Annotated in this window: 16 protein-coding genes; 10 read left to right on the top strand and 6 right to left on the bottom strand. The window is 45.6% G+C overall.

The genetic code is table 11. The features are described from left to right. Window positions 1–529: 529 nt before the first annotated feature. The 9 genes from BVU_RS03140 to BVU_RS03100 all read left to right on the top strand — a co-directional run bounded on the left by BVU_RS03140 (window position 530) and on the right by BVU_RS03100 (window position 14814). Window positions 530–3631: a SusC/RagA family TonB-linked outer membrane protein gene (locus BVU_RS03140; protein ID WP_011964833.1), complete on the top strand. Its 3102-nt coding sequence runs from the start codon at window positions 530–532 to the stop codon at window positions 3629–3631. Window positions 3632–3644: 13 nt separating this feature from the next. Further along, window positions 3645–5186, top strand: a complete 1542-nt coding sequence (locus BVU_RS03135) for a SusD/RagB family nutrient-binding outer membrane lipoprotein (RefSeq protein ID WP_011964832.1) — start codon at window positions 3645–3647, stop codon at window positions 5184–5186. A 31-nt stretch (window positions 5187–5217) separates the two neighbouring features. After that, window positions 5218–6276 (top strand): glycoside hydrolase family 18, encoded by a 1059-nt coding sequence (locus tag BVU_RS03130; RefSeq protein WP_011964831.1) that lies wholly within the window; start codon window positions 5218–5220, stop codon window positions 6274–6276. A 17-nt stretch (window positions 6277–6293) separates the two neighbouring features. After that, window positions 6294–7415 (top strand): DUF1735 and LamG domain-containing protein, encoded by a 1122-nt coding sequence (locus BVU_RS03125; protein ID WP_011964830.1) that lies wholly within the window; start codon window positions 6294–6296, stop codon window positions 7413–7415. A 24-nt stretch (window positions 7416–7439) separates the two neighbouring features. Next, entirely contained in the window at window positions 7440–8429 is a 990-nt protein-coding gene (locus BVU_RS03120) for a BT_3987 domain-containing protein (RefSeq protein WP_158303732.1), read from the top strand. Window positions 8430–8502: 73 nt separating this feature from the next. After that, complete coding sequence (locus BVU_RS03115; protein ID WP_011964828.1) at window positions 8503–10734, top strand: DUF4838 domain-containing protein; 2232 nt, start codon at window positions 8503–8505, stop codon at window positions 10732–10734. A 47-nt stretch (window positions 10735–10781) separates the two neighbouring features. Then, window positions 10782–12080: an MFS transporter gene (locus tag BVU_RS03110; protein WP_011964827.1), complete on the top strand. Its 1299-nt coding sequence runs from the start codon at window positions 10782–10784 to the stop codon at window positions 12078–12080. Window positions 12081–12112: 32 nt separating this feature from the next. Then, entirely contained in the window at window positions 12113–13114 is a 1002-nt protein-coding gene (locus BVU_RS03105; protein ID WP_005840987.1) for a glycoside hydrolase family 130 protein, read from the top strand. Between the two features lie 458 nt (window positions 13115–13572). Continuing rightward, the gene (locus BVU_RS03100; protein ID WP_008667589.1) at window positions 13573–14814 is read left to right on the top strand and encodes a Gfo/Idh/MocA family protein; all 1242 of its coding nucleotides are present in this window, start codon (window positions 13573–13575) and stop codon (window positions 14812–14814) included. 123 nt (window positions 14815–14937) lie between these two features. Here the strand turns inward: BVU_RS03100 and BVU_RS03095 are convergent, their stop codons facing one another. The 4 genes from BVU_RS03095 to BVU_RS03080 form a co-directional block, all read right to left on the bottom strand. Then, on the bottom strand, window positions 14938–15948 hold the full coding sequence (locus BVU_RS03095) for a FecR family protein (protein WP_011964826.1): 1011 nt from the start codon (window positions 15946–15948) through the stop codon (window positions 14938–14940). Next, entirely contained in the window at window positions 15945–16472 is a 528-nt protein-coding gene (locus tag BVU_RS03090) for an RNA polymerase sigma-70 factor (protein WP_005840998.1), read from the bottom strand. The genes BVU_RS03095 and BVU_RS03090 overlap by 4 nt, the downstream gene beginning before the upstream one ends. A 54-nt stretch (window positions 16473–16526) precedes the next feature. Then, window positions 16527–19094 carry an outer membrane beta-barrel family protein gene (locus tag BVU_RS03085; protein WP_011964825.1) on the bottom strand — a complete coding sequence of 856 codons (2568 nt, stop codon included), beginning with the start codon at window positions 19092–19094 and terminating at the stop codon, window positions 16527–16529. 395 nt (window positions 19095–19489) lie between these two features. After that, a complete protein-coding gene (locus BVU_RS03080) occupies window positions 19490–22585 on the bottom strand; it encodes a glycoside hydrolase family 2 TIM barrel-domain containing protein (RefSeq protein ID WP_008667581.1) in 3096 nt (1031 codons plus the stop codon). Window positions 22586–22700: 115 nt separating this feature from the next. Between BVU_RS03080 and BVU_RS03075 the strand changes: the two genes are divergently transcribed. After that, the gene (locus tag BVU_RS03075) at window positions 22701–23558 is read left to right on the top strand and encodes an ion transporter (protein WP_005850728.1); all 858 of its coding nucleotides are present in this window, start codon (window positions 22701–22703) and stop codon (window positions 23556–23558) included. 25 nt (window positions 23559–23583) lie between these two features. Here BVU_RS03075 and BVU_RS03070 read toward each other — a convergent pair whose 3' ends face one another. Both BVU_RS03070 and BVU_RS03065 read right to left on the bottom strand, forming a co-directional pair. Then, window positions 23584–24582, bottom strand: a complete 999-nt coding sequence (locus BVU_RS03070; RefSeq protein WP_022508165.1) for a lytic transglycosylase domain-containing protein — start codon at window positions 24580–24582, stop codon at window positions 23584–23586. A 7-nt stretch (window positions 24583–24589) separates the two neighbouring features. Then, window positions 24590–25510: an AraC family transcriptional regulator gene (locus BVU_RS03065; RefSeq protein WP_005841013.1), complete on the bottom strand. Its 921-nt coding sequence runs from the start codon at window positions 25508–25510 to the stop codon at window positions 24590–24592. Window positions 25511–25554: the final 44 nt, after the last annotated feature.

Below are 25554 nucleotides of genomic sequence, written 5' to 3'. Positions count from 1 at the left end.
TTACGTTTATGTATGTGTAGGCTCACGCATACGTACGCATAAAACCGGTGTGTCAGTAATGTAATTCTGTGCCATACGAATGTGCCAATACTTTCTTCGAAATTCACTCTTTTTCTCCTCAAGGAGTATATGCATAGCTTGAGGTTTCCAGTTGATTAGTTATAATGGTTTCTCTTATTAACTCCCCATCTGCTTGTTGCTATTTTAATAAACGAGTGGGTGTATTTGTTTTTTTGTGAAAATCCATTGTGCTGTAGTGGCTTAGATTTAATATATGATTAGAACTAATACTTTTTTTTGTAAAAACAGTCGGGATATATTTAAATATATATATATTTGCACCATTAAACCTATGCCTGATGTGTGGAAGGCATACGTGAAAATAGAAAGTTAACCTTAAAACAATAGTAAATATGAAGAATGAAGTGTAACCTAATAAAAGCGTATTCTGTATATGCTTCGGCAGTCATATCTGCCAATATTCGATTTGATTAACCTGAATTTATATTTAACCCTAAAACAGAACAAAATGAAAAAGATCATGAAACACAAGTTTCAGTACATGCTACTTCTTTTGTTGGCTATCCCTTGCCATTCATTTGCAGGAGAGAAGAGTCATGTCGCTGATTCTGAAAATCTTCTTCTAAATAAGTCTCTTCAACAGAGTGTGACCATCAAAGGTAATGTTACTGATGCGGCAGGCGAGCCATTGATTGGAGTAAGCGTATTGGTAAAAGGTACGACTAATGGAACCATCACGGATTTTGATGGAAATTTCTCATTGTCGGCTCAGAAAGGTGACATATTGGAAATATCCTATATCGGTTATGCTACGCAATCCGTTACGATAACCAATAATCAACCTTTAAAAATCGTTTTGAAAGAAGATACCAAAGTGCTGGATGAAGTGGTAGTCACCGCATTGGGTATCAAGCGCGAGCAGAAAGCATTGAGCTATAATGTGCAGCAAGTGAAAAATGACGCGTTCAATACGGTGAAGGAAGCTAACTTTATGAGCGCTTTGGTAGGTAAAGTTGCCGGTGTGACGATTAACAGCTCATCAACCGGTGCCGGTGGTGCCGCCCGTGTTATTATGCGCGGATCCAAGTCTATTACCAAGGATAACAACGCATTGTATGTAATTGACGGTATCCCCATGTTTAATGCAAATGCGGGAGGAGCCAGCGATAGCCGCTATTCTACTCAGGCCGGCTCGGACGGGGTTGCCGATTTAAACCCGGACGATATTGAGAGCATCAATATGCTGACCGGACCTTCTGCGGCAGCTCTTTATGGTAATGCTGCTGCCAACGGGGTAGTCTTGATTAATACAAAGAAAGGCAATGTAGAGCGTACATCGCTTACCGTTACTAACAATACAACCTTTTCAGATGTATATATGATGCCTGAAATGCAGAACAGATACGGAAATATGGAAGGTGCGTTTGAAAGCTGGGGCGGAACAACAACCAAGCGTTATGATCCTAAGAAGTTCTTCAATACGGGTTCGAATGTCATCAATACGATTTCATTCTCAACAGGAACAAAGAAAAATCAGACGTATGCTTCTGCGTCAACAACTCATTCAACAGGTATTATTCCCAATAATTCATATAGCCGTTATAATTTTTCCATCCGTAATACGGCTAATTTCCTAAATGATAAGTTGACCCTTGACTTAAGTGCCAATTATATCATTCAAAACGACAAGAATATGACGTCTCAGGGTGAATATTTCAATCCGATACCGGCATTGTACTTATTCCCCCGTAATGATAATTTTGATGAAATCCAGCTGTATGAGCGTTACAGCGTAGGGCGTGACCTGATGGTGCAATATTGGCCGTACGATGCTCAGGGAATGAGTCTTCAGAATCCTTACTGGATTGCCAATCGCATGAATCGGACTACGAAAAAGAATCGTTATATGATTAGTGGAGGCTTAACTTATAAGATTGCCGATTGGGTGAATGTAGTCGGTCGTGTTAAGGTTGACAACTCGGATTATCGTATGCAGCAAAAGCGCTATGCCTCTACTTTGGGGACTTTTGCCGGCGCTAATGGATTTTACTCTGATATGACACGTACGGATCGCAATATCTATGCGGATGTGATGGTGAATATCGACAAGCGCATCAAGGATTTCTCTATTAATGCCAATATAGGTGCCTCTATTAAGGATTTGGTCTATGAACAGATGGGAGGAGAAGGCGATTTGGCCGGTATTCCTAACTTCTTTACGGTTCGTAACTTGAACTATTCTTCTAATTTCAAGCCGAAGCAGTTTGGTTACCATGACCAGTCTCAGAGCATTTTCGCCAATCTGGAGGTCGGTTGGAAAAGCCAGGTGTATTTGACCTTGACAGGCCGTAACGACTGGGAATCCATGTTGGCTTATACAGATACTCCTTCCTTCTTCTATCCTTCGGTCGGCTTGTCTGTCGTTTTATCCGAAATGTTTAAATTACCCGAATTTATGTCTTATGCGAAGGTGCGAGGTTCTTACAGTAAGGTAGCTTCTTCTTTTGAGCGTTATCTGTCTAATCCGGGATTTGCCTTTAATGAACAATCTCATCAATGGGCCACTTCAACTACGCGTCCGGCAAAGAATTTGAAGCCGGAAGATACCCGTTCGTGGGAAATCGGGTTGAATTTGAAATTCTGGCGTGACTTGAGTCTGGATTTCACTTATTACCATTCTAATACGTATAATCAGACCTTCTCTGTAGATGAACCTTCATCAAGCGGTTTCTCTAAAAGTTATGTTCAGACTGGTAATATTGAAAATCATGGTATCGAAATGGCTTTAGGATATGGTCATCAATGGGGTGATTTTACATGGAATAGCACCTATACATTCACATTGAACCGCAGCAAGGTTATTAGTTTGGCCGATGGTGAAATAAATCAGAATACAGGTGAGGTCATTGAAATGCCTGAATTGCGTGTCGCCACTTTGGGTGCCGACGGGTACGGACCGCGTGTCATTTTGCGTAAAGGAGGAAGCATGAGTGACCTCTATGTGGAAAAGGAACTGAAGAGAGATGGCAACGGATCTATATGGGTTGACTCTCAGTCGGGCAAGTTGGCTGTGACGACTTATGACAGCCCCAAGAAGATTGGTGATATGGCTCCTAAAGCCAATATGGGATGGTATAATAGCTTTTCTTATAAAGGTTTCAATTTAGGAATGATGCTGACAGCGCGCCTAGGTGGTTTGGTAGTGTCGAATACACAGGGAGTGCTCGATTACTATGGTGTTTCAAAGGCTTCTGCGGATGCTCGGGATGCCGGTGGCGTATGGATTAATAACGGCTATGTGGATGCTAAGGAGTATTATCAGACGATTGGTGGATCTAATGGAGGTCTGGGTCAGTACTACACGTATAGCGCGACCAATGTCCGTTTGTCTGAACTAAGCTTCAGCTACGCTTTCCCTAAAAAATGGTTCAATAACAAAGTCGGTATTACCGCCGGTTTTGTGGCAAAAAATCTTTGGATGATATATTGTAAAGCTCCGTTTGATCCGGAATTAACAGCCTCTACTTCTAGTAACTTCTATCAAGGAGTTGACTATTTTATGACACCAAGTACTCGTAACCTTGGTTTTAACGTTAAGTTCCAATTCTAAAAACTCCTGAATTATGAAAAAGAAATTGTTACATATTGCTTTGGCTACAGCGCTGCTTCCTGTATTTACAGGATGTATAGGCAATTTTGAAGAGTATAATACCAATCCTTATGAACCGCATAAATTGGATCCTCCTTTGTTGTTTACACAAATGATAACGACAGGCATCAATGTGCAGCAAAACGACAACCAGATGATAGACCAGATGGTGGCCGGCCCTTATGGTGGTTATCTGACGATGTCCACTTCGTGGGGAGGGTCTAACTTTAATACTTATAACCAGACAGACGGGTGGAATCAAATTCCTTTCAACACACCGTTTGAAAAATTCTATCCCAACTACTATAAGGTGTTGGATGCGACAGGTGGGAAGGGACATTATTTTGCAATGGCTAAGTTGCTTCGTGTCAATGCGATGCAGCGCGTGGCTTTGTGCTACGGACCGATTCCTTTCAGTAAGATGACACAGGAGAACTCTCAGGTTCCTTATGACTGTGAACCGGAGTTGTACCAAAATATGTTCGATGACTTGAATTTTGCCATTGCCGCATTAAGAGATTATTTGTCGGAATCTAGTTTGAAACCTTTGGGTGCCAATGATGTGGTGTATGGCGGAGATTATGCTAAATGGCTTCGCTTTGCCAACTCCTTGAAACTCCGTCTGGCTCTTCGTATCGTGAATGCGGACGAAGCATTGGCACGCAAAATGGCGGAAGAAGCCGTGAGTGACGCTGGAGGCTTGATTGACTCTCCCGAATACAACGCGATGGTTGCCGTAGGAGTCGAGCCTAATCCGTTCTGGCTGGTTGCCAATAGCTGGGGGGAAATCAGGGCGAACGCTACACTGACCAGTTATATGAATGGCTATAACGACCCGCGTATGGCAGCTTATTTTACACCGGCTACTATCGATGGAGAAGCCACGTTTGTAGGACTCCGTTCAGGTGTCAAGGGAATGACCAGTGCTATAGGCGCTCCTTTCTCAAAGCCTAATTTTTCCCAGGGTGAAAGTATGCCGATGTTCTTTAGTTCGGAAACCGCTTTCTTACGTGCGGAAGGTGCATTAAGAGGATGGAACATGGGTGGAACGGCGCAGGAACTTTACGAACAAGGCGTCACTTTGTCCTTTACGGAACGGGGTGTGTCGGGCGTAGGTAAATACTTGTCGGACAATACTTCTACACCTGAAGACTATACTTCACCCGTAGAGTCTTCTAGACTAAGCTATCAAGTTCAAACAGAGATTACCGTAGCTTGGGAGGAAAGTGCGCCATTCGAAGAGAAGCTGGAACGCATCATCACTCAGAAATGGATCGCTAATTTCCCGTTAGGCTTTGAGGCTTGGTCTGACTACAGACGTACCGGATATCCTGAAATATTCCCCGTAGTCGATAATTTAAGCAACGGAGTGATTTCTACCAGCAGGCAGCAGCGACGTCTGCCTTTCCCGCTGAAGGAAAAACAGGCGAATTCGGAAAATGTGAAAGCTGCCGTTTCTATGTTGGGAGGCAGTGATACAGGTGCCACTGATTTATGGTGGGCGAAGAAGAATTGATGTATAAATACTTAAAATAAGTGATAAACCTATGAAAACAAACTATATATATGCCGTATTGCTCAGTCTGCTTTTTAGTACATTCTGGGGATGCAGTGACTGGACAGAAACGGAAAGTGAGGATTATTTTGAATATCCCGGAGCGGACTACTATGCCAACTTGCGTAACTATAAGCAGACTGACCATCAGGTAGCTTTTGGCTGGTTTGGCAATTGGACCGGACTGGGCGCTTCGATGGTGAATAGCATGATGGGATTGCCCGATAGTGTGGACTTTGTTTCTATTTGGGGAAACTGGCGTAATTTGGATGAGGCCCGCATGGCTGATAAAAGAAAGGTGAAGGAATTGAAAGGTACCCGTGCTTTGGTGTGTTTCATTATTCAGAATATCGGAGACCAGCTGACTCCTCAAGGTCAGACCGCCGAGGAGTATTGGGGATGGGACAGTTCAAGTGCGGCTCCCGATAATCCCGCCAACTTGGCCGCTATTGAGAAATATGCCAATGCCATTTGTGATACCATTGACAAATATGATTATGACGGGTTTGACATAGACTATGAACCTAACTATGGTCATCGTGGTCCATTGTCGGGAAATGACGCTTATATGTTGCACTTTATCAAGACGCTGGGACAACGCATCGGCCCCAAGTCGGGTACAGGACGCTTATTGGTCATCGACGGAGAGCCTCAAAGTATCGTATCGGAAAGCGGTCCTTATTTTGACTATTTCATTGTTCAGGCTTATAACAGCACGGGAGACGCCGATTTGGACAGCCGCTTGAATAGTACCATCCGCAATTTTGACGGGGTGTTAACGCCTGAGCAAGTTGCCAAGATGTATATAGTAACCGAAAATTTCGAATCTTTAGCTCAGACCGGTGGTTATGAGCATTATAAAGACCGTTATGGCAATGTGATGAAGTCTTTGGCAGGTATGGCCCGTTGGAGCCCGATGGTAAATGACAAGCCGGTTCGCAAGGGCGGCGTCGGAACTTATCACATGGAGTATGACTATCCTACGACTCCTGTGGACTATAAATATTTGCGTGAGGCAATTGGTATCATGAATCCAGCTGTAAAAAAATAATTAAACGAATGTGCATTATGAAAAAACTAAGATACTATATTATAGCTTGTACCGCATCATTGGCATTCCTTACGGCATGCGATAATGCAGAGTATAATGTGATAGACAACGCTATTTATTTGGAAGAACCTTCACTGTCTGCCTCCAACAATACGAAGCTGACGGTGGATGGAGAGGTGACGACTACTTCGATAACCGCCCGTTTGGGACAGGCTGTCGGGGAAAACGTGACCGGTACTATCGAAATAGACCCTGCTATCTTGACGGAATATAATGAGAAGCATTTCACTACTTATGAAGTGCTGCCGGAAAAATTCTTGTCTTATAACAAGAACTTTGAAATAAAGGCAGGCGAAACAGTGGCCGAAGCTACTACTTTTACGATTAAAAACTTTCCTAATGATAACGGTGAGTTATATGCTGTTCCTGTACGTATGAAAGTGGCGGAAGGAGCGGTTTCTACCATTGGCGAATCCGACCATTATATCATTTTGCTGGACAAAGCGTTAATCCAGTCGGCGCCTTTCATGAATACATCGAATGTGGCAGGCACCAGTACGCCGTTTGGCCTCTCTCTTCCCGAATGGTCTATTGAGACTTGGGTATGGATGGACGGTTTCCAAATTAATAATCAGGCTATTATTAATTCCGGAGGCAATGGTACTGAAATCTATATTCGTTTTGGAGACGCTTCTATTCCTTACAACTCGTTGCAGATTAAGACCATGGGTTCCCAGGTGAATACGGTTACTTTATTCGAGAAAAACAAATGGTATCATTTGGCGATAACTTACGATGCAACTGGCTTGGTTACCATCTATATTAATGGTGAGAAGGATGTGACGTTACAGACCAAAGGTGGTCTGGCCAATATTGATGGCATGCACATCATTACCAGTGGCACTTGGTTTAGAGACAACTGTATGATGGCACAGTTGCGCTTGTGGAAAAAGGCTGTCAGCCAGACTCAGATTAAAGCCAATATGTACTTGGGAGTAAATCCCGCCAGCCCTGACCTGATAGGTTACTGGAGACTGGATGAAGGTGAAGGCAACCTTTTGAAGGACTGTACTTCCAATCATTATGATATGACCGCCAAAGGTACTTTGGAGTGGAGACATGACATTAAATTCAAATAGTCACCCTATTAAAAGATTATGATTATGAAAAAATACTGGAAGTTAATGCTGATGGCAGTTGGTATGTCCGCAGCATTTACGTTAGCATCTTGCAATGATGATAAGGATGTGGTTATCGATCAGATTTATTATATATCAACCGATCCTTCCGCGACAACTTATCCCACCACCTTTAGTGTGTCGTTGGTGGATAATTCGGTTGCCGGTCGGCCTTTCTTTTATGTGGTTGGTAAATCGACCATGAGGGTAGATCGGAATACCACCTTGCGTGTGGAGGAAGACAGCAAGCTGGTAGAGAAGTATAATGAAACGTACGGGAAGAAATACTTGCCTTTTCCCGAAGGAACTTATTCATTCTCTACCAATGAAGTAACAATAAATCAAGGAGATAATTTCTCGTCGGATACGATTTTCATCTCCTTCAGCAATTGGGATAAGCTGAGCAAAATCGATAAATACCTTTTACCGGTATCCTTGAAAGCGGTCGACGATAAAGGAGCGGTCAGCATGGATCGGAATCTGATTTATTTTATTGCGGATTTCTCGACAACCAATACGGGATATAATAAACCTGCCGCCTGGAAGCCCCTTGACCGTACTGACTGGGATGTGAGTTTTAGTTATGCTTATGGGTATGATGAGGCGCAGTTTGGTGGGCGCCTGGCGGTTGATGGCGATGTCTCTACTACTTGGTTTACATGGGGAGTAGTGAGTGCCGGTGAGTGTTGGTGGGCGACCACTTTGCCTGCTCCGACCCACTTGACCGGATTCTCTCTCACTAGGCAGACGACTTTCGGCTCTTCATACAATGTAAGAGAGGCGAAGGTGAAAGTGAAAAAAGAAGGAGATACCGAATGGACTGAGGCTGGATTATTCCGGTTTGGAAGTTTCAAAGGAAACGATCCTCAGTATGCTGTATTTATTCCGGCTGTTGAAAATGTAAAAGAGTTCCGGATAGATATTGTTTCGCCTGCTGATTTTACAGGGTTTGCAGAGTTGGACCTGTATCAATAAAAAGTTTAAATGACCCTATAAAAGAGTGCTGCCTGTCAGGGGCGGCACTCCTTTATGTTTTTCTATACATACGATGAAACACCTTACTTTTAGATTCATACTGATTCTTTTATTGGGGGTATGTCCGGCACTTCCCCTTTGCGCTCAAGTCGTCTTGGTAAAAGACGGAACCTCCCGCTCCTCTATCCTGATAGATGGAAGTAATGCGACCGACTGGACGGCTGCAACCATTTTACAAGACTTCATTCAGAAAATCAGTGGCTGCCGCTTGCCGATTGTCACCAAGGGCACTCCGCGGAAAGGAGATATCGCCATCGGAGATGTGCAAGTAAACGGAAATCCGCGACTGGAAGCCGCCCGCTCCTCTATTCGGCACGATGGCTTTTTCATTTCTACGCAAGAGGGGATACTCCGTATTTTGGGTAAAGAAGGGAATGGAACGGTTTATGGAGCCGTGACACTCCTGGAACAATATCTGGACGTGAACTATTGGGGAGAAAAAGAAGCTGATTATCCTTCCTTACGTACCATCGCGTTGCCTGCTATCTCCTTGTACGACTATCCGGCTTTCCGTTACAGGCAAAGCCAGTGTTATGCCATGCGTACAGATACGGTCTATAAATGGTGGAACCGCCTGGAAGAGCCGGCGGAAGTCTTTGCGGCCGGTTATTGGGTACATACCTTCGACAAGCTGCTGCCTTCTTCCGTCTATGGAAAGACCCATCCCGAATACTACTCTTATTTCAAAGGGAAACGTCATCCCGGCAAAGCCAGCCAGTGGTGCCTGACTAATCCTGAGGTGCTGGAAATTGTTTCTCAGCGCATTGACTCCCTGTTTAAGGCCCATCCCGACAAGAAAATGATCTGCGTCAGTCAAAATGACGGTAATTATACGAATTGCGCCTGTGACAATTGCCGCAAACTGGACGAAGAAGAAGGGGGGCCGTCGGGCAGCTTGATCCATTTTATCAATCAATTGGCCGCCCGCTTCCCGGATAAGGAATTTGCGACATTGGCTTATTTATATACCATGACTCCCCCCAAGCACGTAAAGCCATTGTCTAATGTATATATCATGCTTTGCGACATAGACTGTGACCGCGAAGTCTCATTGACGGAAAACGCTTCCGGCCGGCATTTTGTCAAGGCTCTGGAAGGATGGTCGCGCATATCCGATCAACTTTTTATTTGGGATTATGGAATAAACTTTGATAATTATTTGTCTCCTTTCCCAAATTTTCATATTTTGCAGGACAATATCCGTCTGTTTCATCAGCATCATGCAAAAATGCATTTTTCTCAGATCGCGGGTAGCAGGGGAGGAGATTTCGCCGAGCTGCGTACTTACTTGGTTTCCAAACTGATGTGGAATCCGGAAGTGAATGTGGACTCGTTGACGCACCGTTTCCTGAAAGGGTATTACGGCGAAGCGGCTCCTTTTTTATACAGTTACATGCGCATGATGGAAGGGGCATTGATAGGAAGCGGACAGCGTTTGTGGATTTATGATTCTCCGGTATCTCATAAAAATGGGATGTTGAAACCGGCTTTGATGCGGCGTTACGACCGGTTATTCGATGAGGCGGAGAAGGCGGTAGCCGATAAGCCCGTCTATTTAAAGCGTGTCCGTCGTACCCGTTTGCCTTTGCAGTATTCGGCGTTGGAGATAGCGCGTACCGAGAGCCGGAAGGATTTGGCGGACATAGACCGTAAACTTACTTTATTTGAGCAACGCGTGCGGGAGTTCCGTGTGCCTACCTTGAATGAGCGGAGCAATTCACCGGTGGATTATTGTGAATTATACAGGAAACGCTATATGCCTCCTGCGCAAGAAAGTAAAGCGTTGGGAGCGTCGGTGCGTTTCTTGTCCGAGCCTTCGGGCAAATACAAGGAAATGGCGGCTGCCTTGACTGACGGATTATTTGGCGGTTCTACCTTTGTGGAAAGCTGGGTGGGCTGGGAAGGTAAGGATGGCGCTTTCATTATTGATTTGGGAGACAAGAAACCGGTCAGCAGTGTGGAGACCGACTTCCTGCACCAAATTGGCGCATGGATTTTGTGCCCGCTTAAAGTGGTGTATTCCTATTCGGAGGACGGACAGAAGTATACGCTTTGGGAAGTTCACGATCTGCCCGAGGAACGTTCGGGCAAAGTGAAGTTTACGGGAGTCAGAAGCGAATGTCCCCGTCCGGTTTCTATGCGTTATATCAAAGTAGAGATTACCGGAACCAAAGAATGTCCTGCATGGCATTATGGAGTGGGGCATCCGTCCTGGTTCTTTGTAGATGAGGTGACCGTGCTGTAAACAGGAATTGAAAATAAATGAATTATAGAACCTTTTAAATGAAATGAATGAAAACAACCGATAGTTTGGTTTCTAAAAAACGCCGTAGTCCTATTTTTTGGGTTCCCACCGCTTATTTTGGTATGGGGCTCCCTTTTGTTGTCCTCAATATGGTAGCTGTACTGATGTACAAAGGTCTGGGAGTCAGTGATGCGAAGATAGCCTTCTGGACTTCCCTTATCATGCTTCCCTGGACACTGAAACCCCTTTGGAGTCCGTTGCTGGAGATGTACCGTACCAAGAAATTCTTTGTCGTCCTCACTCAGATGGTGTCGGGAGTCACTTTCGGGTTGATTGCCTTGTCGCTTCATCTTCCGTCCTTTTTTGCAATCACTATCGCCTTGTTCGCCATTGTCGCCTTTAGCGGGGCAACGCACGATGTGGCCTGTGACGGGGTATATATGGACGAGTTGAATGCACAGGAACAGGCTAAGTATATAGGTTGGCAAGGTGCTTTTTATAACGTAGCCAAGATTATCGGTACAGGTCTGCTGGTCTATCTGGCCGGTTTCTTGAAAGATGAATACGAAGGTCCTGCCGAAGATGCGGTACTCTATTCCTGGACGGTCATTATGATTGTCCTCGGAGGAGTGATGTTCGCTTTGGGACTTTATCATACCCGTATGCTGCCTTCGGGCAAGCATGCCCATTCGGTCACCTCTTTTTCGCAGAGTATGGCCGAGTTATGGAATGTCATCCGGAACTTCTTTACTAAAAAGCATATCGTTTATTACATCTGCTTTATTATTTTATATCGTTTTGCCGAAGGGTTTGTGATGAAAATTGTACCTTTGTTCCTGAAAGCCGGTCGTGATGTGGGCGGTTTGGGATTGACAGAACAGGAGATTGGCATTTATTACGGAACCTTCGGAGCGGCAGCTTTCGTACTCGGTTCATTGCTGGGCGGATATTATATTTCCGCACGTGGATTGAAAAAGACTTTGTTCTCCTTGTGTTGTGTATTCAATCTGCCTTTTATGGCTTACACGCTGCTTGCCATTTTCCAACCGCAGAGTGCGCCTCTTATCGGCGGAGCCATTGTGCTGGAATATTTCGGATATGGCTTCGGCTTTGTGGGGCTTACCTTGTTCATGATGCAACAGGTGGCTGCCGGCCCTCATCAGATGGCGCATTATGCTTTTGCATCGGGTATCATGAACCTGGGTGTCATGTTGCCCGGTATGATGTCCGGATATGTCAGCGACTGGCTGGGCTATAAACTGTTTTTCATCTTTGTGCTGGTGGCTGCCATTCCGGCATTCCTGATGACTTGGTTTGTACCCTTCACGCACGAAGACAAGAAATAGAGAAAAACTATTAACCTAACAAAAAAGAGAATATGAGTGAATTGAAGATTGCGGGCAATCCGTTGCCCGGTATGCCGTGGGAGGAACGTCCCGAAGGTTGTAAAAATGTAATGTGGAGATGTAGCGCGAATCCCATCATTCCCCGTGATTTGCTGCCTACATCCAATAGTATATTCAATAGTGCGGTAGTACCTTTCGGCGAAGGGTATGCCGGAGTGTTCCGTTGTGATGATACAAACCGCCGGATGGCGCTTCATGTGGGATTCAGCAAGGACGCCGTTCATTGGGACATCAATCCGGAGAAGTTGCAGTTCCAGTGTGATATTCCTGAGATTGGTGAATGGGTGTACGGTTATGACCCGCGTGTCTGCTTTATCGACGACCGTTACTATGTGACCTGGTGTAACGGATATAAGGGCCAGCCCACCATCGGCGTGGCATGGACTACGGATTTCAAGACATTCCATCAGGTGGAGAATGCTTTCCTGCCTTTCAACCGTAATGGCGTGCTGTTTCCCCGCAAGATCAATGGTAAGTTTGCCATGTTGAGCCGTCCCAGTGACAACGGGCATACTCCTTTCGGAGATATTTATTATAGCGAGTCGCCCGACTTGGAGTTTTGGGGACACCATCGTCACGTCATGTCACCCGCGCCTTTTGAAGTAAGTGCATGGCAGTGCCTGAAGATTGGCGCCGGCCCCATTCCCATCGAAACCAGTGAGGGCTGGTTGCTGTTCTATCACGGTGTGCTTCGCTCCTGCAACGGTTATGTCTATGCCTTTGGATCGGCATTGCTTGACTTGGACGAGCCCTGGAAGGTGAAATTCCGTTCGGGACCTTATCTTATCTCTCCGCGTGAACCTTACGAATGCATGGGTGATGTGCCCAATGTATGCTTCCCTTGTGCGGCTTTGCATGATCCGGCAACGGGACGGGTGGCCGTTTATTATGGTTGTGCCGACACGGTGACCGGTCTGGCATTCGGTTATATTCCCGAAATTATAGAATTTACCAAACGTACTTCTATTATTTAAGCACCGTTTGTGCTGTTCTCATTCGAAAACAGAGGATGTGTCCTGTGGCTGTCACTTCGGCCCGGACACATCCTCTTTGTCTTTTTCCGGGAAAGGGAACTGTCTGGTTATAAAGCGGCTTTTAAGTGCTGTCTTCTCTTTGGCTAAGCGTTTTCTTCCGGATGATTAAGGGCTTTTATACTGAAACCTTCTACAGTCCATTGCAATGGACTGTAGAGTCTGCCGTAATGGACTGTACGGTCTGCTACAGTGGACTGTACGGTCTGCATCGGAAGACTATAGAAGATAATAGGAATAAAGACCTTAGTTGTATGGAGAAAAAGGCTTATGTTTGCTGTTGAAAGAGGTTAGGTTCCGATACGGAAAGACATCAGACCGGTATACCGGCAAATTATTCACAGGCAGTCCTCCGCCTCTCGATTTTTCTCTTTATCTTTGCCGGAAAAATAAAGCAGTCCATGAAACGACCCAACGTACTTAATTTAACCTGCCCTGCCATCCCCGTAGTTCGGATCGGTTTTGTCGGATTAGGAAACAGGGGCATTCTTGCACTTGAGAGATATATGCACCTGGAAGGCATTGAGGTGAAAGCACTTTGTGATTTGCGGAAAGAGAATATAGAGCGTGCAGAGCATATCTTACGGGAGTTCGGCCGTCCCGAAGCCGAGAACTATTCGGAAGAAGGGATGTGGCGCAAGATGTGCGAATGCAAGGAGATAGACCTCATTTATATTTGTACGGACTGGCTGACTCATACTGATATTGCCGTTTATGCCTTGCAGCAGGGCCGTCACGTGGCGTTGGAGGTTCCTGCCGCCATGAGTGTGGCCGATTGCTGGCGTTTGGTGGATACAGCCGAAGAAACCCGCCGTCACTGCATGATGCTGGAGAACTGTTGTTACGATGCATTTGCCCTGACTACATTAAACATGGTGCAGCAGGGGGTGCTGGGCGAAATTACTCATGCCGAGGGGGCATACATCCATGACTTGCGCAAGCATTATTTTGCAGACGAAAAAGCGGGTGGGTATCACAATCACTGGATAAAGCTTTACAGCCAGCAGCATACGGGGAATCCTTATCCTACTCACGGCTTGGGTCCTGTCTGCCAATGGATGAATATTCATCGGGGAGACCGTATGGAGTATCTGGTTTCCATGTCCTCGCGTCAGGCCGGTCTGTCTGCTTATGCCGGACAGGTGTTTGGCGCATCCTCCGAAGAAGCGGCGCAGAGTTATGAGATGGGGGATGTGAATACCACGCTGATTCATACTGCAAAAGGAAGAACTATCTTGTTGCAATATGATGTGACCACTCCTCGCCCGTACAGCCGCCATCAGACGGTGTGCGGCACGAAGGGATTCATGCAGAAATATCCTGTTCCCTGTCTTCTGCTCGATGAATATGGCAAGGAACCTTTGTCCGGTGAGCAGTTTGAGCGGATGATGGAGCAGTATAAACATCCTTTTACGGCAGTTATCGGCGAGGAGGCGCGGCGGAAGAATATGCCGAATGAGATGAATTATATCATGGACTACCGGCTTATTCATTGTTTGAGGAACGGTTTGCCGTTGGATCAGGATGTGTATGACGCTGCCGAATGGTCCTGCATTACGGAACTGAGCGAGCGTTCCGTGCGGCAGGGCAGTGTACCGGTGGAGATTCCCGATTTCACACGAGGGAACTGGAAAGAGAGATAGTGCTGTCAGTTCTTTAGCACAGGGGGGGATAAACTGAATGGTTCTCACCTGAAGATGAAAAGAACGCTGATATGTTAATCTCCAGGTGAAAATACAGGCTTGTTTATTGAACTCCCATTGATGTTATCGTTTCTTGTCTTGTGGTGGTTCCACTATTATTTTTCCTTCTTTCATGGTGAACTGTGCGATTTTCAAATCATTCAGGGCGTCCAGTACGGTATTCACCGGGAGTTGGCGGTTGATATGGAAATAGATGCGTTCGTCCAGTAACGGACGTGAACGGAATGCGATGCTGATGTTATACCATGAACCTATATCTTGCATGACTTGCCTCAAGTCGGTATTGTCAAAAGAAAATTCATTCTCCGCCCATCCTTTTCTCTTCTCCGTATCAACTCTTTTCAATTGGAGTTTTCCTTGTTTATCCAAGGATATTTGTTCCCCCGGGTGCATTTCCTTACTTTGATTGCGCTTGGTATGACTTACATTCACTCGTCCTTGATAGAGGATGACATCCGGCGAGTAACGGGGATAGGCTTTCATATCGAACACCGTTCCCAGTACTCGTGTTTGTAGTTGCTCGGTGCATACTATAAAGGGGCGGGAAGCGTCTTTGGCTACTTCAAAACGGGCCTCTCCGCTTAGTTTGACACTGCGAATGGTATCTGTAAACTCCTTTTGATACTCCAGACGGCTGTTTGCGCTGAGCAATACCTTGCTTCCGTCGCTTAATTGAACGGAGGTAATGGTAGCGGGCGGGGTGCTTACAATTATCCTTTTCCCTTCTTCCCGAAAAGTAATTTCCTCAGGAACTTCCAGTGAAGTGAAGACTTCCACTTCCTGCGGCTCAGGTTGCAAAAAAGGCTGGAATACAAGTACCAAGGCGATGACAGCGGCGGCTATACCTGGTATCGTTATCCGTCGGATAGATTGGTGTCTGATACGGTGACGACGGATGAATGTCTGCCAGGCTTTCCGGGTTTCGTCTGCGGTGGGAATATCCCCCAATGCTTCACCAAAGAGTTGTTCCAATTGATGGTCATTCCAAGTTCCGTTTTGGGGGGAGTCTTGGTTATGGGGATTCTTTCCGTTGTCCGGATGGATGTGGTCATTTGTTGAAAACTCCTTTTTCATTGTTTATCCTCCTTTTTCAGTATCGCTTCGCGCAGAGTCCGCAATGCTTTTGATATATGTTTTTTCACGGTGTCGGGGCTGATTCCCAATTCGTCGGCTACCTGTTGATATGTTTTTTTCTCCCAATAGCAGCTTCGCAAGATGGTGCAAGTCGGTTCGGGCAAACTGCGGGCTATGTTTTCCGCTTGCTGCAACAGTGCCTCGTGTGCGCGGTAACCCTGATTCATTTCCGCACGGGTGGCTTCGATGAGGCGGTCTATGTGTTGCTGTTCCACATTCAAATGCTTCAAGCGGTTGAGGCATCCGTTACGCACGGTGGCATAGAGCCAGGCGCTACGGGTGTTTTCCTTTAGTTGGTCGAACTCCTTCCAGGCTTGTTCCATGGTTTCGCTTACTATGTCTTTGGCTTCTTCCGTATTGCTCATCAGGGTGGTAGCAAAGCGGACGAGGCGTGGGTACATTTCTGCGAACAGTCGTTCGAAGTGCTCTTCTTTATGGTTTCTTCTCCTGAATAAAATCTGCATGTTTCCTTGTCTTCCGTGAACAAAGGTACGGAAATTTCCTTTTCTCCGCTGGGGTTACAGACGATTCTTTTCGCTTTGTCCGGCTCCGGTTCCTTTATATTTGCTCTTGGTGGCATTGAATTTATAGGATACTTGGAGGCCGAAGCGTTGGAAATCCCGGTAAATCCGATTTTCCATATAGGCATCTATGCCGTATAAATCAAAATGGAAATACCCTGTTCTAAGAATATCATTGGCGGTGAATGTTATGGTGAGTGTCTCTTTTAAAAAGGATTTGGAAAGGCGTGCATTGATTTGTCCTTCCGTGCGCGTTACAAAAAATCCTTGCCGGGAAGCGGTGGAGAGATATCCTTCCATATTGAAGAACCAGCCTTTGGGAAGGTTGAAGTTGTTGTCCAGACTGATATAGAAACGGGGTTGGTTCCGGTGTTCGGTGATTCCTATTTTATTCGCATTCATGTCCAAAAAAGCCATATTCACATTGAGTTGCGGTTCCCAACACCCCAGTTTGGGAGAGGCATTGAAACTAATGCCGTAATTATGGGTTGTAGGAATGGTCTGTGTGGCAAATAAGAGGACGCCCGGATGTGTATCTTCCTTGTAGGGCATAATTATATTGGTATACATATTGAGAATACGGCTGAAATAGGCTGAGAAATAGAGCCAATTCCAAGAGGCGCCGGCCGAAAAGCGATGCGTCTTTTGGGTTTTCAGCAAAGGGTTTCCTTGAGAATACTCATATTTGCTGCGATAGCGGATGGAATTGGTCAATAGGCTATAATCGGGGTTATTTTTACGTAACCGGTAAGAGAGGCTGAAACTTTTGCCATTGTGTGACCAACTGGCGGCCAATACAGGAATAATATCATTATAGGTAGGGCTTTGTGCATCTATCCTTATCCCTTTTTCATAATAATCTGTTTGTTGATGTTCATAACGTATTCCCATATTCAGTTTCCAATGGCGGATGGATCTTGAATAGTCAGCAAATGCGGCATATACGGATTGTTTGATGTGGTCGTCGGCATCGGCAGAGAAACCGTTTTGGGTAAAGATATCATGGCGGTTGGTAAAAGTTTCTTCCGTACCGAATGAAAAACGTCCGTTCCATAAAGGGGCACTGACTACCAGCTTGGCGGCATAGAGGGAGCTGCGCATGCGACTGTCTGCTTGCACGGTTGCATCGTCATTATTCATGGCGTTCTGGTCGGAATGTGAGCGTTTGAACAGGTAATCGGCGTTGAAGTCAATATTCCATTTGCCCAGTTCTCCTGCGTAGTAGGCGTTTGCCGCGTGATCCCAACCTGTATGTATTTGTTCTGCTGTAGTAAAGTTTATCCGGTCGGTTTCTTCATCGTTACGTCTGGTGACGGTTTTACCGGATGAATTTCTGTCTGCATTCCCTATTCCGGTTTCGGGCATATAGCGCAGACCGAAAGAATGGTGTTCATCCGGTTCATAATTGAATCCCAGCTCACCGGAAAAACGTTGGCTCTTATGGGTCTGCACATCATTTTTGTTGGTTTGCCAAATGGCGGAACCCTTGATACGGTTCATATTTGTGGTTTTTCCATACGAGTTTTGCTGTGCCATATATCCCTTTACAAAGAGATCCAGACCGCCGGTGCGATAATTTAATGCCATATATTCGTTGGCGTTGGCGGAATGTCCTTGTGAATAAGTCGTATTGAAGTGGCCGCTCAACCCTTGTCCGCGCCGGCGGATGGTGCGGAGGCGGATGACGGCTGCTACGTCCGAGGCATATTCGGCTCCGGGAGTGGTGATGACTTCTGCGGATAAGATTTCGTTGGCCCGGATACGGTCCAGTTCTGTCATGTCACGTACTTTCTTATTATTTATATAGATTACAGGAGAACCGCATCCCATTACATTGTATTCGCCGTTATGGCCGGTGACGAAAGGAAGATGGGGCAACATTTCTGCGGCAGACCCCATTCGGGCCAGGGAAGTTCCTGCCACGTTGGCTTTTAGTCCGTTGGGACCCACTTCTATCATGGGGCGTCGGGCGCTGATGGTTACTTCCTGCATCAGTTGGGTGTCGGGAAGCAGGTGAAACGTAAGAGTAGGGTGGCAAGGTTGCACTTCCGTCTTATAGCCTATATAAGAAACCCGTATCAAGTAAGGTATCCCTTCTTCCGCTATCATCAGGAAACTTCCGTCTTCACGGGTGACACATCCGTTTACAAAGGTGGAGTCGCCGGGAGTCAATAAGAGTACATTGGAGTAGGGCAGCGGTTCATTCTTTTCATTGGTTACTTGTCCTCGTATTTCGGTAATGCGTATGTCTCTTCCCTTTTTCTGTATGGCGAAGTATTCTTCCCGTTCTTTACAAATGAAAGGAATGCCGTTCAGGACAGTGCCGATGGCTTCAAGTTCGGTCTTTTGCCGGATGGAGGCTGTAACCCGGTAGCTTTCTGTTTCGTTATAGGAGAAGATAATATTCTTTCCGCCTTCCTTTTCGATTAGTTTAAGGGCGGCGGGAAGTGGTTTGTCCTTTAATTCTATAGAGAATTGCCGGGGTGTTTGTGAATGAAGCGGAAGGATGATGCTGAATAATACGGTCATGATCCACGCTGTTTTCAAATAGCCGTCTGGTCTCATTTTACTAGTGTTTAATTGTTCTTTATGAGTAATACAACCGAGGTTTGTAATCGGGTACGGTAAAATAAGGAAAAAGATTCGATGGGTTGCCGGAATGGATTCCCGTGGTTGGTTCATGCGAAGGGAACGGATATAACTTTATGAAGAATTTATGAAGGATTGGAATAAGAATGGTTCATTGTAATGACTTGAGGTTCAAAACATTGCCCGCGTATGAAGAATTTGAAGGGAAAAAGGTGGAAAATGTGTTTTGAAGAGATGGTTGGGGCAGATACTTGTGTGATACTTGTTTTATGAAAATTGTAGATGGCAGTAGCTATGAAGAACAGAGGGAATAAAAACAAGGTGGCTGAAAACAAATCCAGCCACCTTGTTTTTATTGTTTAACCTGTGTTTTATTCTATCTCGACGCTATGTTTTACCGGAGTCAGGATGAAAGTAAATTCATAATCACCGTAGGGCAACATATATTGAGGCAACGGCAGAGCTCCCCAGCTGTTTACACAACCTAATCCCATCTGAGCCTTGTCGATGATCAGGTTGGTCAGGTCTGCTTTCTGTACTTCGGGTGAGTGACGCTGGTCTTTTTGTTCGCCATCATCCAGTGAACAGATGGTATAATGCAAAGCGGATGCAGAGAATGGAGCATCACCTACTACCTTCAGTCCGTTACCGCCGGCATTCAGTTGTTTCCACCAACGGATATCGGTCTTGGTTCCTGTTTCCTGCGGACGGATATAGGAGTAGAATTGTTCATCCACACTCTGGCGATAAATACCCAAGTCGGTGCTGTGGTTGCGGTCACTGTAGTTTTCTACCGGACCACGACCATAATATTCTACGGTTTCAAAACATTTAGGCATCTGCATTTGCATACCGAAGCGGAACATCGGAGATACTTTGGCATTCTTGTCGGCTGTCATCTTTTGGGTCACTTTGATGGCTCCTTCGTTGTTGATGACATAAGTCAGATATAATTTGGCGGAAACATTCTTCATGTCATATTCCGCATTCACTACTATCTGGTCATTTTCTGTCTTGGAATTCAAGGAAACCAGTTTCAATCCCGGGTTTTTCCATGCGGCATATCTGTTTTGCAGGCCGGCTCCCATATCATTGTCTGTCGGGGCACGCCAGAAGTTAGGGGTCAGGGCTGCGCCTTCTTTCAGCATTTCCGTTCCGTCCACTGCATATTTGCTTAAGTAACCGTTCTGTTTGTTGAACTCGGCTACGAAGTTATTGCCTTTTACGATCAGATAATGATATTGGTTGTCGATGATTTGCGGAACAACGGTGGCTACATTGGTCGTTTCCACGTTCTTCAAATCCATAGACGGTGCTTTGTAATCATTCAGTGTCAACTGATTCTTGGCGACGGTGAAACCTGCGGGCAGCAAACCTTCGCGGTTTTTCAGTTTGTAGGAAACGTTCAGCAACCATTCCTTGCAGGTGCAGGTCTTGCCGATATTCAACGTAATCTTGGCTGTTTCCTGAGGAGCGACTTTTAAATCATCCACGCGTCCGGTGCGGATTACTTTTCCATCTTTCAGTACTTGCCATTCCATATAGTAGGCGGACAGGTCACGGAAGAAGTTCTCATTGAATACATTTACTTCCCCTTTGCTTAAATCGGCGGGAGTAGTCCAGATATTCTGGTAAAAGTGACCTACTTCATACATGTGCGGATTAGGAACACGGTCGGGGCTGATCAAACCATTGTCACAGAAGTTGTTGTCAGAAGCGTCAAAGCGGTTGAAATCTCCTCCGTAAGCATAAATCATCACGCCGTCTTTTCCTTTCCAGCGGCAGGACTGGTCAACGAAATCCCAGATAAATCCACCTTGCAGATTCGGATATTTACGGATCAAATCCCAATATTCTTTGAAACCACCCTGCGAGTTACCCATTGCATGGGCATATTCACACTGAATCAATGGTTTGGTAGCATCGGTACGTTGACCATATTTTTCCATGCCGTTATAATCATAGTACATCGGACAGAAGATATCGGTATGTTCTTTCTGGCGTGCTTGTTCATATTGGCAGGCACGGCTGGGGTCTTCTGCTTTAATCCATTTATAGCATTGTTCGAAGTTGGGGCCGTCACCGGCTTCATTACCCAATGACCAGAAGATGATGCTCGGATGGTTGAATCCGCGTTGTACATTGCGCTGGTTACGTTCCAGATGGGCTTTCTTATAAGAGGGGTTCTTGGCCAGCGTCTTGTCGCCGTAGCCCATACCGTGAGATTCTATATTGGCTTCGGCCACGACGTAAATACCATATTGGTCACATAAATCGTACCATAAGTTGTCATCCGGGTAGTGGCAGGTACGTACAGCGTTCAGGTTGAATTGCTTCATTATCTGGATATCCTGTAGCATACGTTCGGGAGATACTACATAGCCTCCATCCGGATCCATTTCGTGGCGGTCGGCCCCCTTGAACAGGACTGCCTTACCGTTAACCAAGATCTGGTCACCTTTCAATTCAATCTTGCGGAAACCTACTTTGACAGGAATCACTTCATTGCTGCCCTGCATGCTGGCACGCAAGGTATATAAATAAGGTGTTTCGGCACTCCACTTTTTGGGGTTCTCTACGTTCATGGTCACCAGACCGGATTTGTTGGCGGTAGCGGTTGCCACTTGCTTGCCTTGTGCATCTACCAGTTCCAAATCGACTTTACCACTGCCTTTCAAATCCAGATTGACAGCCAGGCTGCCGTTTTGGTAAGCTGCGTCCAAGTCGGGAGTTACACGGATATCTTGAATGCGTTTTTTGTTGCGGGCATATAGATAGCAGTCACGTCCCACGCCGCTATACCGGAAGAAATCCTGATCTTCCAGATAGGTACCGTCGCACCAGCGGAATACTTGGAAAGCGATCAGGTTTTTCTGACCCGGTTTTAAATATGGAGTCAGGTCAAATTCGGCTTCCAGTTTGCTGTCCTCGCTGTAGCCTACATAACGTCCGTTCACCCACAAATACATATTGGAGGTAACCGAACCGAAATGGGCGATAATATCTTTTCCCTTCCATGAGGCGGGAACTACAATTTCACGGCGGTAAGAACCTACATGGTTATTCTCTGTCGGCACTTCGGGAGGGTTGTTCTGGAACTGGTTACGCCAGGCATAGCCTACGTTCACATAAATAGGATCACCGTATCCGTTCAGCTCCCATACGGCGGGAACTTGCAGGTCATCCCAGCCTTTGTCGTTGAAGCCGGTTTTCCAGAAATCAGTCGGACGGGAGTCTGCATCCTTTACCCAGTTGAACTTCCAGGTTCCGTTCAAAGTCATGTAGTTAGTTGATTGTTTTTTGTCTGCTTTCTTAGCTGCATCTGCATTCTCAAAAGCAAAGTAGTTCGTGTGCATCGGCGCACGGTTTACCGCATTTATTTCCGGGTTGCGCCATTCTTGGAAGGTCTGTGCGCCTGCTGTAAGGGCGAGGACTGTGAACAGACCTGTCATAAGTTGTTTCTTCATGCTATTATTTTATTGGTTTTGTGCAAATATAGTGAAAATAATAGTTACCGATGGGACATAAATCGGGCAATATTTGTTATAATTGTGAATGATTTGTGTTCTATCCTAAAAAATTATGGCATTTCTGAGGCGTATTTGGAATAAATGGCAGAATTTACTGCATGATGAGAAATTAAAGCATAAAATATATGTGATTATTTTTGAAAGCGACACACCGATGGGAAAGTTATTCGATGTGGCGTTGATAGGGTTCATTGTCTTGAGTATTCTGGTGGTTATTGCCGAGAGTATCAAGAGTTGGGATACCGTTATCGGGCCTTATCTGCGGGTGTCGGAGTATGTTTTTACTTTCTTTTTTACGTTAGAGTATGTGTTGAGGCTTTATTGTTCTCCCCAACCGCGGAAGTATGCTCTGAGTTTTTTCGGTATAGTGGATTTGCTGGCTACCTTACCTCTATATATAGGCTGGCTTTTCGGCACGGCACGTTATCTGCTGGTGATCCGCACTTTCCGGTTGATTCGTGTGTTCCGTATCTTTAAACTTTTCAATTATCTGAATGAAGGTAATTTCTTGTTGCGTTCCTTGGTGTTCAGCAGTCGGAAGATTATTGTTTTTTTCTTGTTTGTACTGATATTGGTGACTTCGATCGGTACATTGATGTATATGATTGAGGGACAGAGACCGGGCACTTCTTTCAATAATATTCCGAATAGTATTTATTGGGCGATAGTGACGATGACGACGGTAGGTTATGGGGATATCACTCCGGAAACTCCGCTAGGGCGCTTCCTTTCGGCCATTGTAATGTTACTGGGCTATACCATCATTGCAGTCCCCACAGGAATTGTTTCTGCGTCTATGATCCAGGAACATAGACGCAGGGTGGCCCTGAAATGTCCGCATTGTGGTAAGGACGGACATGAGGACGGGGCTGCTTATTGTAAATACTGTGGAGGAAAACTGGTAAATTGATTATGGAATGCTGTATGATAGAAAGTTATTCTATCACCCATCGCTTATCATGCGCCACCGTCTTTTTCGGATCATAAGTCATTCCTTCTTTGGTAGGGATTTTTATCACGTAAGTCCGCCCGCTGTGGTTGGACAAGGATGTTTCCCGTAACCAGGGATTCATATTCTTTAATATGGCCAGATTGATTCCTTTGCTGCGTGCGAAACGTGCCAAGTCTGCAATTCCTTTCGTCACAGTGATTTCCGTATAAGGAATAGGCGGATACAAATCCGATGCACGCAGGCGGAAACCGAAAGTAGTGGGGGCATTGAATAATTGTTTGGCGGCAAGAATGCGGTACACATACCGGGCAGTCTCTTCTACCAGTTGCAAATCCAACGAGTCGTCCACATCCTGTTTGGCCAGTTGGCTGGCAATGCGTGCCTGACCGGCATTGTAAGAGGCGGCGACAGCCACCCAGTCCTTATATTTTGCATACGCGTCTTTCAGATAGCGGCAGGCGGCACGGGTCGCTTTCTCAATATGGTAACGCTCGTCCACATTGTTGTTTACCTCCAATCCGTAATCCCGTCCCGTACCTTGCATGAATTGCCATAGTCCGGCAGCTCCGGCAGAAGAACGGGCGGTGGGATTCATATTACTTTCTATTACCATCAGGTACTTAAAATCATCAGGTATTCCGTTTTCTTTCAGTATGGGTTCTACAATGGGGAAATAGCGGTTGGCTTTTTTCAGCATTTGCAAGGAAGTACTGTGCATATAGGTGAATGCCAATAGTTCACGGTCCATACGCTCGTGGCGGTCAAAGCGGCTCAAATCAATGGTTTTGCCACAGAACTCAATACTGGTGGGAACTTCGGGACTACTGTATTTCAATGCCGTAATACCTGAATCTTCCCGTATGATAGTGGTATCTTCCTGCTCCGTTTTTGGAGTAGCGCAACTGCTGCTTACTAAGGCCGGTGATGCAACTACAATGCAAAAGGCTGCCACAGCAGCCAGATTGATGGTTATTTTTCTCATTTTTTCTTTATTCGTTTTCATTCTCTTTTTCTTTTCCGCCCCGTCCGAAGTTACGATATTCGGTAGGGGTGAAATTGGTACGCTTTTTAAATACCGAGAAAAAGTGTTCAGTAGAGGTATAATTCAATTCATAACATATCTCTTTCACTGACATGGAACTTTCAATCAACAGCTGCTTCGCTTTGCGCAGTTTCAGCTCTTGGAAATACTTGGCGGGCGCATAACCGGTGTATTCTTTGAATACTTTGCGGAACCAGGAATAACTGATTCCCAATTTCATGGCCAGTTCTTCCGGGTCTATATCCTTGTACACATTTTCGTGCATGATGATTTTGGCACTTTCTATTTTTTGTGCCGCATTGTCCACCTCATAGCGTTTGTTCTGCGAGATAGCAAGTACGGCTCCCATAATGTGTAAAACGATGCCGGACAAATATTGTTGAGCTGCGGTCTTGTCTGCTTCCGCTACTTCCAGTGCACGGGCAAAAAGACTGGCCAGTTCTTCATTGATACCGATATCCAGAATCTGGCTTTCTTTTGAGATAAAGCTGTTTTTTACCAGATTGTCTATAATCGGGCCTTCAAAACCGATGTAATATTCGTTCCATCCTGTCTTTTGCAGCGGCGCATAGGTATGCCACTGTCCGGGAAACAGGAAAAGTATCTGCCCTTTGGATATGTCGACAGACGGGGTTGTGTCGCTGGCGAAAGTTCCTCGTCCTTTAGTGATATATACCAACTGATATTCATGCAGCACACGTCCTTTCTGGGCTGTGAAATAATAGGCGTCCGGGTGGTTGCGTGGTGGATAAACGCTTCCGGCCCTGATAGCCTGGAATCCGACGGTAGTCACCGACAAGCCGAAACGCTTGTCACGCTCATTGACAATTAGGTATTTAAAATCAGCGCCTTGGTCGTTGTAATGCATGTTTCTCTGTTTTAAAATTAGGTCACACTTATCGGCAAATATAC

The organism is Phocaeicola vulgatus ATCC 8482 (assembly GCF_000012825.1).
GTDB lineage: Bacteria > Bacteroidota > Bacteroidia > Bacteroidales > Bacteroidaceae > Phocaeicola > Phocaeicola vulgatus.
The sequence above is the reverse complement of the archived record's forward strand: the minus strand, read 5'-3'. Positions and strand labels throughout refer to the sequence as shown.

What these genes read in the sequence shown, in the direction of transcription:
- BVU_RS03130 (WP_011964831.1), top strand. Translation starts at nt 5,218, where the DNA reads ATGAAAACAAACTATATATATGCCGTATTGCTCAGTCTGCTTTTTAGT.
- BVU_RS03135 (WP_011964832.1), top strand. Translation starts at nt 3,645, where the DNA reads ATGAAAAAGAAATTGTTACATATTGCTTTGGCTACAGCGCTGCTTCCT.
- BVU_RS03100 (WP_008667589.1), top strand. Translation starts at nt 13,573, where the DNA reads ATGAAACGACCCAACGTACTTAATTTAACCTGCCCTGCCATCCCCGTA.
- BVU_RS03065 (WP_005841013.1), bottom strand. Translation starts at nt 25,510, where the DNA reads ATGCATTACAACGACCAAGGCGCTGATTTTAAATACCTAATTGTCAAT.
- BVU_RS03070 (WP_022508165.1), bottom strand. Translation starts at nt 24,582, where the DNA reads ATGAGAAAAATAACCATCAATCTGGCTGCTGTGGCAGCCTTTTGCATT.
- BVU_RS03120 (WP_158303732.1), top strand. Translation starts at nt 7,440, where the DNA reads ATGAAAAAATACTGGAAGTTAATGCTGATGGCAGTTGGTATGTCCGCA.
- BVU_RS03085 (WP_011964825.1), bottom strand. Translation starts at nt 19,094, where the DNA reads ATGAGACCAGACGGCTATTTGAAAACAGCGTGGATCATGACCGTATTA.
- BVU_RS03080 (WP_008667581.1), bottom strand. Translation starts at nt 22,585, where the DNA reads ATGAAGAAACAACTTATGACAGGTCTGTTCACAGTCCTCGCCCTTACA.
- BVU_RS03115 (WP_011964828.1), top strand. Translation starts at nt 8,503, where the DNA reads ATGAAACACCTTACTTTTAGATTCATACTGATTCTTTTATTGGGGGTA.
- BVU_RS03075 (WP_005850728.1), top strand. Translation starts at nt 22,701, where the DNA reads ATGGCATTTCTGAGGCGTATTTGGAATAAATGGCAGAATTTACTGCAT.
- BVU_RS03095 (WP_011964826.1), bottom strand. Translation starts at nt 15,948, where the DNA reads ATGAAAAAGGAGTTTTCAACAAATGACCACATCCATCCGGACAACGGA.
- BVU_RS03140 (WP_011964833.1), top strand. Translation starts at nt 530, where the DNA reads ATGAAAAAGATCATGAAACACAAGTTTCAGTACATGCTACTTCTTTTG.
- BVU_RS03090 (WP_005840998.1), bottom strand. Translation starts at nt 16,472, where the DNA reads ATGCAGATTTTATTCAGGAGAAGAAACCATAAAGAAGAGCACTTCGAA.
- BVU_RS03110 (WP_011964827.1), top strand. Translation starts at nt 10,782, where the DNA reads ATGAAAACAACCGATAGTTTGGTTTCTAAAAAACGCCGTAGTCCTATT.
- BVU_RS03105 (WP_005840987.1), top strand. Translation starts at nt 12,113, where the DNA reads ATGAGTGAATTGAAGATTGCGGGCAATCCGTTGCCCGGTATGCCGTGG.
- BVU_RS03125 (WP_011964830.1), top strand. Translation starts at nt 6,294, where the DNA reads ATGAAAAAACTAAGATACTATATTATAGCTTGTACCGCATCATTGGCA.